This is a genomic window from Gillisia sp. CAL575 (assembly GCF_000403785.1).
In the GTDB taxonomy this organism is placed as follows: domain Bacteria; phylum Bacteroidota; class Bacteroidia; order Flavobacteriales; family Flavobacteriaceae; genus Gillisia.
On sequence record NZ_APHJ01000021.1, the window covers coordinates 328,419 to 340,538 of the forward strand.

Annotated in this window: 11 protein-coding genes; 7 read left to right on the forward strand and 4 right to left on the reverse strand. The window is 35.2% G+C overall.

Annotation, left to right across the window (positions count from 1 at the left end; genetic code table 11):
• Positions 1-30: 30 nt before the first annotated feature.
• The 3 genes from I130_RS04250 to I130_RS04260 all read left to right on the forward strand — a co-directional run bounded on the left by I130_RS04250 (position 31) and on the right by I130_RS04260 (position 2,362).
• A complete protein-coding gene (locus tag I130_RS04250) occupies positions 31-1,821 on the forward strand; it encodes a chloride channel protein (RefSeq protein WP_034919812.1) in 1,791 nt (596 codons plus the stop codon).
• Between the two features lie 3 nt (positions 1,822-1,824).
• On the forward strand, positions 1,825-2,064 hold the full coding sequence (locus I130_RS04255) for a hypothetical protein (RefSeq protein WP_034919813.1): 240 nt from the start codon (positions 1,825-1,827) through the stop codon (positions 2,062-2,064).
• Positions 2,065-2,164: 100 nt separating this feature from the next.
• Positions 2,165-2,362, forward strand: a complete 198-nt coding sequence (locus tag I130_RS04260; RefSeq protein ID WP_026837247.1) for a cold-shock protein — start codon at positions 2,165-2,167, stop codon at positions 2,360-2,362.
• A 65-nt stretch (positions 2,363-2,427) separates the two neighbouring features.
• Here the strand turns inward: I130_RS04260 and I130_RS04265 are convergent, their stop codons facing one another.
• A complete protein-coding gene (locus tag I130_RS04265; RefSeq protein WP_034920478.1) occupies positions 2,428-3,390 on the reverse strand; it encodes an NAD-dependent epimerase/dehydratase family protein in 963 nt (320 codons plus the stop codon).
• A gap of 147 nt (positions 3,391-3,537) precedes the next feature.
• Here I130_RS04265 and I130_RS04270 point away from each other — a divergent pair, with 147 nt between their 5' ends.
• The 3 genes from I130_RS04270 to I130_RS04280 all read left to right on the forward strand — a co-directional run bounded on the left by I130_RS04270 (position 3,538) and on the right by I130_RS04280 (position 7,008).
• A complete protein-coding gene (locus I130_RS04270; protein WP_034919814.1) occupies positions 3,538-4,158 on the forward strand; it encodes a hypothetical protein in 621 nt (206 codons plus the stop codon).
• 20 nt (positions 4,159-4,178) lie between these two features.
• Positions 4,179-4,730 (forward strand): nuclear transport factor 2 family protein, encoded by a 552-nt coding sequence (locus I130_RS04275; RefSeq protein ID WP_034919816.1) that lies wholly within the window; start codon positions 4,179-4,181, stop codon positions 4,728-4,730.
• 205 nt (positions 4,731-4,935) lie between these two features.
• Positions 4,936-7,008, forward strand: a complete 2,073-nt coding sequence (locus tag I130_RS04280) for a M13 family metallopeptidase (protein WP_034919818.1) — start codon at positions 4,936-4,938, stop codon at positions 7,006-7,008.
• An 811-nt stretch (positions 7,009-7,819) separates the two neighbouring features.
• Here the strand turns inward: I130_RS04280 and I130_RS04285 are convergent.
• Together I130_RS04285 and I130_RS04290 are read right to left on the reverse strand one after the other, a co-directional pair.
• Positions 7,820-8,623: an epimerase gene (locus I130_RS04285; RefSeq protein WP_034919820.1), complete on the reverse strand. Its 804-nt coding sequence runs from the start codon at positions 8,621-8,623 to the stop codon at positions 7,820-7,822.
• Positions 8,624-8,845: 222 nt separating this feature from the next.
• Positions 8,846-11,098 (reverse strand): M28 family peptidase, encoded by a 2,253-nt coding sequence (locus tag I130_RS04290; protein ID WP_232224019.1) that lies wholly within the window; start codon positions 11,096-11,098, stop codon positions 8,846-8,848.
• 202 nt (positions 11,099-11,300) lie between these two features.
• On the opposite strand from I130_RS04290, the gene I130_RS04295 reads away from it, so the two are divergent.
• Entirely contained in the window at positions 11,301-11,768 is a 468-nt protein-coding gene (locus I130_RS04295) for a CBS domain-containing protein (RefSeq protein ID WP_034919822.1), read from the forward strand.
• On the opposite strand, the gene I130_RS04300 is transcribed toward I130_RS04295, so the two are convergent.
• Positions 11,765-12,112 (reverse strand): hypothetical protein, encoded by a 348-nt coding sequence (locus tag I130_RS04300; RefSeq protein WP_034919825.1) that lies wholly within the window; start codon positions 12,110-12,112, stop codon positions 11,765-11,767. The two genes, I130_RS04295 and I130_RS04300, sit on opposite strands and share 4 nt — an antisense overlap.
• Positions 12,113-12,120: the final 8 nt, after the last annotated feature.

Consider the following 12,120-nt stretch of genomic DNA (forward strand, 5'->3'; position numbering starts at 1 on the left):
TTTCACTGTATAATAATTTCAACATCCTAGATGTTCGCACGAGCCAAACCCGGTTTTCAAAAATTTTTACTCTGGAAGACCAATAATCTTACTCAACATCAATTCATATTAATTCTTAGTGCCCTCATTGGGCTTGCCAGTGGATTAGGGGCCGTATTGATTAAAAACCTTACTCACTTTATTCAGGAATTACTAGAAGGAAAATTAATTGCGAATGCACATCATGCATTTTATTTCATTTTCCCCATAATTGGCCTTGCCCTAACGCTTCTTATCTTAAGATACGGACTTAACAAAAAGATTGGTCACGGGATTCCTTCTACACTTTATGCTATTTCTAAAAGAAAAGGTCTAATGAAACCTTTCCAGATGTACGCATCTTTATTAACAGCTCCTATCACTGTTGGCTTTGGGGGATCTGTGGGACTGGAAGGACCAACCGTTGCAACCGGCGCCTCTCTGGGTTCCAACATTGCCCGGGTATTCCAGATGAATCAAACCCACCGCACGTTGCTAATTGGATGTGCTGCAGCAGGAGCCATGTCCTCTATCTTTAAAGCCCCAATTGCTGCAATAATTTTCGCTATAGAAGTCTTTAGTTTAGATCTCACTTTGATCTCTATGCTTCCCCTACTTATCGCTTCAGTTTCTGCAATTCTAACTTCCTATTTTTTCTTTGGATCAGATATTATTTTACCATTTCAGCTTCAAGATAAATTCATCATTTCTGAAGTGCCTTTTTATATTATTCTCGGAATTCTAGCTGCTTTCATTTCGATGTATTTTACCTCTGTATATTTCAAAATGAATGAATTATTTAAGAAATTAGGTTCACCCATACGAAGACTTTTAATTGGAGGAATAGGTCTTGGAGTGCTTGTTTATTTGATACCGCCACTCTATGGAGAGGGTTATAATGTAATAAATAACCTGCTTACTGAAAACTACATCAAAGCATTGGGTACTAATTTATTTAATGATTACTTGGAAAATATCTGGGTGGTAGTGGCATTGCTGGCTGGCCTAGTCATCTTCAAAATAATAGCAACTTCACTAACGTTTGGAGCGGGGGGAGTTGGAGGAATTTTTGCACCGGTTCTTTTTATGGGAAGCGCTATGGGGCATGGATTTGCTCTAATTATAAATAATTTAGGAATCTTAAAAAACCCTATATCGGTAAGTAGTTTTACATTAGTAGGAATGGCTGGCTTAATGGCTGGCGTTTTACACGCTCCTCTAACTGCTATTTTCTTGATTGCCGAACTCACAGGTGGATATGGACTTTTTGTGCCCTTAATGATCACTGCCACGATTTCATATATGATCACTAATCAATTTCAACCGCACTCCGTGTACACCATGGAATTAGCAATGAAAGGTGAGCTTTTAACTCATGACAAGGATAAAGCCGTACTTACCTTGATGAATATTAGAAATCTTATTGAAACAAATTTTATAAAACTCCAAATGGATATGACTTTAGGAGATGTTATCCATAAAGGGGTTACAAAATCTTCACGAAATTTATATCCAGTTTTAGATAGCAAAGGCCATTTTGCTGGAATAATTTTGTTGGATGACATTAGACCGATTATGTTTGATAGAGATCTATATGATAAAGTAACTGTACAGGAACTTATGCAGCGAGCCCCAGAAATAATTGATATCAACAAAGATGGAATGCAGGATATTATGAGAAAATTTCAGGAAAGTGATGCGTGGAATTTACCGGTAACAGAAAATGATATATATATTGGGTTTGTATCCAAGTCTAAATTGCTCACTGCATATAGACAAAAACTAATTGAAGTAACCGTTTAAAAAATGAAAATAGTAATTAAAATACTGGCGATCTCCATTCTAATTGCCGTTGGAATTGGCTTTTATTATAGAATAAATGATGACGTGCTTCTTGGAGATAGAATTATTGGTATTGCTGTGCTTGCTAGTGCTTTTGTCCTGATGCCCATATTCTTATACGTTCGTTGGAATGGCAAAAAATTAAGCGATTATACTCTTACCAAAGAAAACATGGACAAAATGCGCGATAACCGCAGGGAGTAAAAGGGATATAATTAATAATGGTAAAAAATATTTCGAATTGAGCAAAAAGGATAAATTATTATATGTAAGTTTGTCCTTTATTAATTTTTATTTTATTACAATGGAAGGTACAGTTAAATTTTTCAATGAGTCTAAAGGTTACGGATTCATCACTAACGATGACACAGGGAGAGACATCTTTGTTCACGTTACAGGTCTTAATGGAGAGTCTTTAAATGAAGGCGACAAAGTTGAGTACGTTGAAGAAGAAGGAAGAAAAGGACTAACGGCTGCTCAAGTACGTTTGATCCACGATTAATATATTTTTATATTTAATTCGAAGATTTAAAAACCCGTCTAAATTAATTTAGACGGGTTTTTTTATTACTTATTTTCTAAGGAAAGGGACTCTTTTAATCCCTTCAGCATAACATGAGTGAGATTTTTAAGATCGTACTCATGCTTCCAATTCCAATCTGTTCTTGCAGCGCTATCATCTATACTACTTGGCCAAGAATCGGCAATTGCCTGTCTAAAATCTGGCTTGTAATTTATTTCAAATTCTGGTATTTCCTTTTTAATCGCTCCAGCTAATTCTTTTGGAGTGAAACTCATTGCAGATAAATTATAAGATGATCTTACCTTCACGTTCTCTGCAGGCTCATTCATAATATCTACGGTTGCCTTAATTGCATCTTCCATAAACATCATAGGCAAAGCAGTTTCTTCACTTAAAAATGACGTATATTTTCCCGTCCTTAATGCTTCATGAAATATTTCTATAGCATAATCTGTAGTTCCTCCTCCAGGTAAGGTTTTGTAACTAATAATCCCAGGAAATCTAATGCTTCTAACATCCACACCAAATTTATTAAAGAAATATTCACACCAACGTTCCCCGGTTTGTTTACTAATTCCATATACCGTGGTTGGTTCCATGATAGTAGTTTGAGGAGTATCATGCTTTGGGGTACTTGGTCCAAAAACAGCAATACTAGATGGCCAGAATACTTTTTTAATCTTTTTGTCTTTCGCAAGGTTAAGTATTATGAAAAGGGAATCCATATTTAAACTCCAAGCTTTCATCGGCATTTTCTCCGCGGTGGCACTTAACATCGCAGCCATTAAATAAACATCTGTAATACTATGCTTTTCAACAAGACCTGCAATTCCACTTTCATCTGTAGCATCCATTATTTCGAATGGACCACTAGACATAAGATCTTCGCTTCCTTCTTTTATATCACTTGCAATTACATTATCATTACCATGCAGTTCGCGCAGTCTTAATGCAAGCTCACTTCCAATTTGACCGGAAGCTCCAATAATCAATATTTTTTCTGAAATCATTCTGTAAATTTTACAGCGCAAATATATCCATTTCAAATATGATGCTATAACATTCCATCTAAAAAAGGAAGTTAATACCTGCATATTGAAAGCAATTTATTTTGGCAATGGTTTTTCCTTAACTTTGCTTTACAAGATAAGCTTATGAAAAACTCCTTTTGGATTTTATTAATATTTGTAATGGCTGGATGCAACCAAAAAACCACAGAAAATTCTAATGAATCAGACAGAGAAAAAAATCAATTAGCTCTCACTCAAAAATTAGAAACTTCAAAAACTGAAGTGGTTCTGTTACCCGAAGCTCAAGAGTTCACTAATGAATGGTTGGCGTATATCACTGCCCAAAGCGAGATTGAGAACTTAAAGAATTACACATTAAACGATGTTATTTCTAATGCCACTCCAATAACAGAGATTATGAAGTCTTTGCAAGAAACAGTGCCGGCAAGATTACAATCCAATGCCGTTAAGGCCAGATTAGGAGTTCTTGTAACTAAATCTAAGATCCTCCAACAACTCGCAGAAAAAAGAGAGCCTAATCCAGAAGGAATTGCTAAAACAGCAAACGAATTAGGTTTAGAATGGAATAATTTTAAAATTCAGATAAACGAGCTTTTCTTAAAAACTTTAGAAGAGTTTGAAGAAGAATTAGATGCAATTGAAAATGACGATGAGCAATCTCCAAATAGGACAATTCCTGCCCCAAGTAAAAGACCAGTAGATAATAGAAAATCACGGGATTCTATCATAATAGAAAACCTTTAAAAATTATTAATTTCAGAAATATGAATAAACTAATTCTCCTTCTTTTAATTTCCGCTTTTGCATGTAACAATGTGCAATCTCAGAAAAACGAAACATCTTCAGAAAAATCGGAAACTAAAAAGATAGCTTCTAAAGAAAATTCAAAAGAAAAAATTAATACAGCTTTAGAAAATTGGCATAAAGCTGCAGCTTCAGCAAACTTTGATGAGTATTTCAATTTAATGACAGAAGATGGAGTATTTATAGGTACCGATGCTACAGAAAATTGGCAAAACAAGGAATTCCAAGAATTCTCTAAACCTTATTTTGACAAAGGAAAGGCTTGGAGTTTTACTTCTTTAGAACGCAATATCTACACAAAGAAAGGCAACAATCTTGCTTGGTTCGATGAGCTTTTAAGCACCCAAATGGGAATCTGCCGGGGATCCGGAATTATGGAAAATGTAGACGGAGCATGGAAGGTGAAACATTATGTACTTTCTATAGCAATTCCAAACGATAATGTTTCAGAAGTAACAGCTTTAAAAAAACAAACCGATAGTTTATTGATTTCAAAGCTTCTAACTAAATAGAACTTTTTCAATTCATAATTCCTAACAAAAAGAGCCTTCAAATAAAAATTTGAAGGCTCTTTTTACTTTTCCAAAAGCCAGATTCAGACTTTATAAAATTTAAAATAGTATGGTTTAAGATGCAAAATCTCACTTCTTGTAATTATCAATTATAATCTTCTACTTTTTAGTATTTTAGCGTGAAAATTTTAACTTATTCTTTTAAATGAAAAAAATAACTAATGCACTAATTTTATCTGCACTTGCAGCAACGGTAGTAACCGGTTGTAAAAGTGACGATAAGAAAATGGAAGTTAAAGAAGAATCCCGTGGGATCAATTTAGCTTTTATGGACACTACAATGAGTCCGAAAGAAGATTTCTTTAGATATGTAAACGGTACTTGGGCCGATTCTACAGAGATCCCAGATGATAATACTACATGGGGTAGTTTTAATGAACTTAGAAAAAACACCGATGAGGATGCACTTTCTTTATTGGAAAAAGCTTCAAACAACAAAGATCTAGATGCAAATAGCGATCAAGCAAAAGCTGTTTACCTATATCAGAGTATAATGGATACGGTTGCTAGAGATAAAAATGGCGTTGCTCCTTTAACTCCTTACTTAGAAAAAATTGCGGCTATCCAAAATAAGCAAGACCTTCAGGCTTTTCTTACTGAAATGCAACAATATGGTGGTGCTGGTTTCTTCGCATTTGGAGTGCGTGCAGATGCAAAAGATAGTAATGCAAACGCTGCCTATCTTTATCCTGCTGGTTTAGGTTTGCCAGATAGAGACTATTATGTTGAAATGGACGCAAGCACTAAAGAAACTCGTGAGAACTATAAGAAGCACGTTACAAAAATGTTGCAGTATTTAGGAGATTCTGAAGCAGATGCTACAAAGAGTGCAGAAACAATTCTGGCTTTCGAGACTAGCTTAGCAACTCCTCAAATGGACAAAGTAGATCGTAGAGATGCTAGAAAGAGTTACAATCCAATGTCTGTAGCACAATTGCAAAAAAGAGTCTCAGCATTAGACTGGAAAGCTTATTTTAATGCTATTGGAGCCTCTAAAATAGATACTGTAATTGTGTCTCAACCCAAATATATGGATGCTTTGCAAAAAACATTTGTAGCAAATAAAGTTGCAGACTGGAAAACTTATTTACGTTGGAATCTATTGAATGATGCATCTTCAGCATTAAGCATGGAAATAGAACAAACTAATTGGGATTTCTACAACAAAACACTTCAAGGCGCAAAAGAGCAACGTCCGCTTAAGGAACGTGCTTTACAAACTGTAAATGGAACTTTAGGAGAAGCTTTAGGTAAGTTATATGTAGAAGAGAATTTCCCGCCAGAAGCTAAGAAAAAAGCTCAGGAAATGATTGCAAATATCATTAAGTCTTACGAGGTTAGAATAGACAATCTTACTTGGATGAGTGATAGTACTAAAACAAAAGCTAAAGAAAAATTAGCTTCTACTACCATTAAAGTAGGCTATCCAGATGAGTGGAAAGATTACAGTTCTTTAGATATTGTAAATCCAAAAGATGGAAAAGGATCATTTTTCCAAAACATGCTAAATGCTGCGAAATGGAATGTAAAAGAAGACATGGCAAAATTGGGAACGCCAGTAGATAAAACCGAATGGTTTATGGCTCCTCAAATTGTGAATGCTTATTACAACCCAAGTTATAATGAAATTGTATTTCCTGCGGCTATCCTACAACCGCCTTTCTACGATTACAAAGCAGATGCTGCTGTAAATTATGGTGGAATTGGAGCAGTGATTGGTCATGAGATCTCGCATGGATTCGATGATAGTGGGTCACGTTTCGATGCTGAAGGAAATTTAAACAACTGGTGGAGCGATAAAGATCTTGAGTCTTTTGAAGGTCTTGGAGGAGCTTTAGCAGATCAATATAGCGCTATAGAAGTTTTAGACAGTGTTTATATTAACGGAAAATTTACTTTAGGTGAAAATATTGGAGATCTAGGTGGTGTGAATGCTGCTTATGACGGACTTCAATTACATTTAAAAGAGCACGGAAACCCTGGTGAAATAGACGGATTCACACCAGAGCAACGTTTCTTCCTTTCTTGGGCAACCGTTTGGAGAACTAAGATGAGAGATGAAGCTTTAAGAAATAGAATTAAAACAGATCCGCATTCTCCTGGAATGTATCGCGCATATGTGCCATTACAAAATATAGATGCTTTTTACGAGGCTTTCGAAATTACGGAAGGTGATAAAATGTATGTAAAACCAGAGAACAGAGTTAAGATTTGGTAAAATATTAAGTTGATATTAGAAAAGGGCCGCAGTGATGTTGGCCCTTTTTCTTTGGCTGCGTCCCCCACGCAAAAAAGCATGGCGGTCGGGCTATTCGCTAAAGTCCCCATTGCAAAAAGCAATCGGGAGCTACCGCTGCTATCCCTCGCAGGAGGTATAACCTCATTAATAATGTCATTTCGAAGGAGCTTTTTTAGCGACTGAGAAATCTCTATACGACTACAAACTTTCTGTTCCATTGAGATCTCTCACTGCAGTCGAGATGACAAACCCTGAAAATATTGCTAGCATGAAAATGTCATTTCGAGCGGAGTTGAGAAATCCTGTGATTTAGAAAAACCTTCAACCTAATGTCATTTCGAAGGAGCTTTTTTAGCGACTGAGAAATCTCTATTTGACTACAAAATTTCTGTCCATTGAGATCTCTCCCTGCAGTCGAGAGGACAAACCCTGAAAATAATGCTAGCATGAAAATGTCATTTCGAGCGGAGTTGAGAAATCCTGTGATTTAGAAAGACCTTCAACCTACTGTCATTTCGAAGGAGCTTTTTTAGCGACTGGGAAATCTCTATTTAACTACAAAAATTTTTGTCCATTGAGATCTCTCCCTGCAGTCGAGATGACAAACCCTGAAAATAATGCTAGCATGAAAATGTCATTTCGAACGGAGTTGAGAAATCCTGTGATTTAGAAAAACCTTCAACCTAATGTCATTTCGAAGGAGCTTTTTTAGCGACTGAGAAATCTCTATTTGACCACAAAATTTCTGTCCATTGAGATCTCTCCCTGCAGTCGAGATGACAAGTTAGTATTAAATTGTACTCTTAAATTGATACCCTAAGAGATTATCAATCTTCACAGATTTTATATTCTTGCCTTTAGAAACCGAATCCTCATTAAAACTCATGCTTGCCAATCCTTTTTCTGTGGCTGCTCTACTATAATAATCTTTACGAGTTGGATGCTCCGGATAAACTCCATGAAAGGTTTCTCCCCATGCCTCTTTATTCAAAATGGTTTCAATGATACCAATACAATCCTCCAAATGAATCAGGTTTACCGGACCATCCGGATCTTTTAAATCCAATTTCCCAGAAAGGTAATTTACAGGATGCCTCCCAGGCCCAATCAATCCGCCAAATCTAATAATGCTTGTCGCATAATTATCTGAATCCTTTAAAAGTTTCTCTGCTCCTATTAACTGCTTAGCATTTTCAGCATTCCCATTAGCAGAATCGTCTTCTGTATATTCAGGAAGATCAGTTCTATCTTCATACACCGAAGTTGCACTCACAAAAAGCACTTTTTCGATCCTAGATTTTTCGATATAAGAATTAAGTCGGCCTATTTTTCCAATAAAATTTACTTCAGGATCTTTTCTTAATCCTGGCGGGATATCTATGATAAGCACTTCAGAATCTTTTAAAAAAGAAGTCATATCTCCTTGAACTCCTTCTTCAAAAAGTTGAATTTTATAGGGAATAATCCCTTCCGCAGAGAGTAAATTAATCTTATCTCTACTGGTAGTAGTACCTTTAACTATATGCCCAGCTTCAATCAGTTTCTTTGCAAGTGGCAGTCCTAACCATCCACAACCTAATGTTGAAATATTCATTTTATTCTTTTTTAATTCACGTTTAGATAAGCTATGATGTTCCCTAAATATTTACGTATAAAGACCCTGAAACGAGTTCAGGCTGACGATACTAATTTTTAAAATTGTCGTCATGCTGAACTTGTTTCAGCATCTAATTAGAAATCCTGAAATATTCTCACGAGCCTCAACATGAGGCTTATGAATTTTCTATTAAAGCAATCCTAATAAATCCGATATCTCTTAGTCTTCCAGTCTGATTGTTTTTTTAAGAATCACTGCGTCGTTCAGCACAAAAGGTTTCGGCATTTTCGCTTTATCTCTCTTCTTTACATTCAAGTCTGCATTATTTAACAAATCGTAACTGCTTTCAAATAAAATAATTTCTGGTGCAGCCTTTTCCCTTGTCGTGAAATTTATGATCAAAGTGTCTGCATTGGCAGCATGATAGGTAAGTAACCTATCACTCCATCTCTTTTTAAATACGTGATAAACACCTGATTTTGTAGTCAAAGAATCTGCTTTTAGCCTATTCACTTCAAAGGTCTCAAAATTATAAGAACTATTTAAAAACAGTTCCATCCTATTCACCTTTCTATTTGGAGCGATCTTTAAGGAATAAGTATTGGATTTAGCTATAGAATCTTCATTCTTTATTTTTTTATAAACGATTCCAGAAGAAGGAATCTTAACAACTGGCGCAGCAGCTTTATATTTAAAACCAGAACCGTATTTACTCTCAAAAGCATTATCTGTAATTTCAGATTTACTAGGATCTTCTCCAAAATATTCTTTATTCCAATCGTCTAATTTAAGATCATAGGAATTCCAACTAGCAGAATTAGTATCCTCATCTAAAACATATACCAAACTATCTGGTCTTGGATGATCTTCATTAAAATCTGAATTAAAGTGAGCAATAATAAACATGGTGATCGCACCTACACCCAATATCGCAGCCAATGTTTTTTTAGATTTAAAATATCCAAAAACCGGTAAAAACAAAGTGAATATTAACACCGCTAATATTCCTGCCACAAACAAGATCTTAAGTCCCAAAGCTACTGGGAAACTAGAGATAAAGGGAAGAATTAAAACTAAAGCCGGCAGACTTAATAATAGCATTAGGAACAAATTTGGCCTTTTCTGACGGATCATAACCCAGAGTTGAAAAATCCCAAAGAATCCTGGGATAATAAAATATGCTGCGCCTTTTAAATAGAAGGCGGTAAGAGCACATATTAGCAACCAGAAGAAAAGGGGGAAGACAAAAACACTTGCTTGATCCTTTGATTTGTCAAAAAAGTGATAAGTATAAAAACTTATTGCCAAACTCAAAAATATTGCAAAAGCTATATAATAATAACCATTATAGGTGAAACCATTAAGCATTTCTCCGTATTCTGGATAAATAAGCATACAGAACCTCCAAATTAAAAATACAAGAGCTCCAGAGCCTAATAAGCTTATTAAAAATGGAATCGCCGCTTTCAGAATTAATTTTGGCAGCAGTTTACTTTTATAAATTCCAAATACAACTACTCCAAAAAACAAAAGAAAGCCTATAATTAGCATTGGTAGAATCCAAGCAAAAGGATAGCTTACTATCTCTCCCATTGGTAAATTGAAATAAATAAGATCTTCTTTAGAATCAAAACTATCAAGATCTGCATCCTTGAAAAATGTAAGTAAAGGCATAAGATAACTTCCTTGGTGTGCCAAGGTTTCTATATCTAGATTTGTTGGAATATCATTGGCAGAGTGATAATCGAAATGGTCGTCTATAAAGGCAAAATTAAAACCGTTTATATTTCCTTGTTCCCTCAAAACGGTGAGATCTGTATCGTTTGGAAGCATTTTATAGATGCTATAAGCTAAAGAATTAGTTACAGGAAAATTAGGCTGCGCCTTGATGAAATCCTGAATAAGCTTCGAATTTCCGCTATTTGTTTCCAATAACATAAAAGAATTTCCGCCACTCCCACGGGCTTCAAAATTAAGTGCAAGTCCTACTTGTGCTGCCCATGGATGCTTATTCACAAACAACTCTGCTCCATTTAGTCCAAGTTCTTCTGCATCTGTAAATAAGATAATAATATCATTTTTAGGTGAGTTTCCTCCAGCCAACAATGCACGAACACCTTCCAAAATAGTTGCTACTCCACTACCTGCATCACTGGCTCCAAAAGAAGAATGGCCTGCAGAATCGTAATGGGACATCAACAATAGTGCTTTCCCTTCTTCACTGCCTTCAATTCTAGCCAAAATATTTTGAGGTCTAGTAAGCATCCCTTTATTAGTTAAGCTATAACCTTCTTGAGTTTGCACTTCCAATTCCAGCTCTTGTAATGTTCTCACAATATAATTTCTCACGAAACTATGCTCTGGGCTCCCAACAAAATGTGGTTGTTTGGAAATTTCTTCTACATGCTTAAAAGCGCGAGCGGTAGAAAATTCTAATTCTGAAACTTCTGCCTCAGTTATGTTTCTGGGCATACTTGAATAAAAAATAAACCAGATTATTACGGGAATAAGAAAAAGTATTAAAAGCGGAGGTAATTTTTTCAGCATAATAGAAAGAAATATTAGAGGTTTAAATATAAATAACATAAGCTGAATAAAATAAATATATGTCTCTGGTTTCATAAGGCGAAGAAATTGACTATATTAAAGAGCTAATAATCAAAAACTTAGGGCTATGGGGATTAAAAGTTTTCAAGGACAAAGGGCGGAACCCGAAAAGATACAGAGTGCACCAATTTTGGTAAAAGATTATATGTGCCATTCACTAATTACTTTTAGCAAGGATGATCCGCTTATAAAAGTGATAGAAACGCTTATGAAAAATAAGATATCTGGCGCTCCTGTTGTGAATGAGCGCAATGAGCTGTTAGGGATAATATCTGATGGTGATTGTATGAAACAAATTTCTGAAAACAGATATTATAACATTCCAATTGGTGATAGAAGAGTAGAAGAATTCATGGAAACTAATGTGACTACAATAGATAAGAACGTAAATATTTTTGATTGCGCTTCTCTTTTTCACAAACATGACTGTAGAAGATTTCCAATTATTGAAAATGGCAAGTTGATAGGACAAATAAGCCGAAAAGACATCTTATGCGCAGCCATGAAATTAAGAGCTCAAAATTGGCATTGTTAATTTCGTTTAACCAAAGCATAATAGTCGCCCTCTAACGGCAAATAACCTTGATCGTACACAAAATAATATACAGTGCCAGTCTTGGTAGTATAAATACTTGTGAAATTTTCAAAATTAAAACCTTTTGTCAATAACTTAGATTTAGTTGTTTTGGTTTTATCTGTGGGATTTAACTCTTGTAAAATCCTGTAATTTTTACGTAGTAGATTATTTATATTTCTAACAAGGTTCGATGAATCCTTGTTAATCTTATTATTAAAGGCGTTCCTACAATAGTCACTACAGAATTTTTTATCTGTTCTCCCAACTATTTTTTCTCCACATTCTGGACAATCTTTTTGCATGATTTAAA

Coding starts and splice junctions, on each gene's coding strand:
- I130_RS04250 (WP_034919812.1), top strand. CDS start 31: ATGTTCGCACGAGCCAAACCCGGTTTTCAAAAATTTTTACTCTGGAAG.
- I130_RS04255 (WP_034919813.1), top strand. CDS start 1,825: ATGAAAATAGTAATTAAAATACTGGCGATCTCCATTCTAATTGCCGTT.
- I130_RS04260 (WP_026837247.1), top strand. CDS start 2,165: ATGGAAGGTACAGTTAAATTTTTCAATGAGTCTAAAGGTTACGGATTC.
- I130_RS04270 (WP_034919814.1), top strand. CDS start 3,538: ATGAAAAACTCCTTTTGGATTTTATTAATATTTGTAATGGCTGGATGC.
- I130_RS04275 (WP_034919816.1), top strand. CDS start 4,179: ATGAATAAACTAATTCTCCTTCTTTTAATTTCCGCTTTTGCATGTAAC.
- I130_RS04280 (WP_034919818.1), top strand. CDS start 4,936: ATGAAAAAAATAACTAATGCACTAATTTTATCTGCACTTGCAGCAACG.
- I130_RS04285 (WP_034919820.1), bottom strand. CDS start 8,623: ATGAATATTTCAACATTAGGTTGTGGATGGTTAGGACTGCCACTTGCA.
- I130_RS04290 (WP_232224019.1), bottom strand. CDS start 11,098: ATGCCCAGAAACATAACTGAGGCAGAAGTTTCAGAATTAGAATTTTCT.
- I130_RS04295 (WP_034919822.1), top strand. CDS start 11,301: ATGGGGATTAAAAGTTTTCAAGGACAAAGGGCGGAACCCGAAAAGATA.
- I130_RS04300 (WP_034919825.1), bottom strand. CDS start 12,112: ATGCAAAAAGATTGTCCAGAATGTGGAGAAAAAATAGTTGGGAGAACA.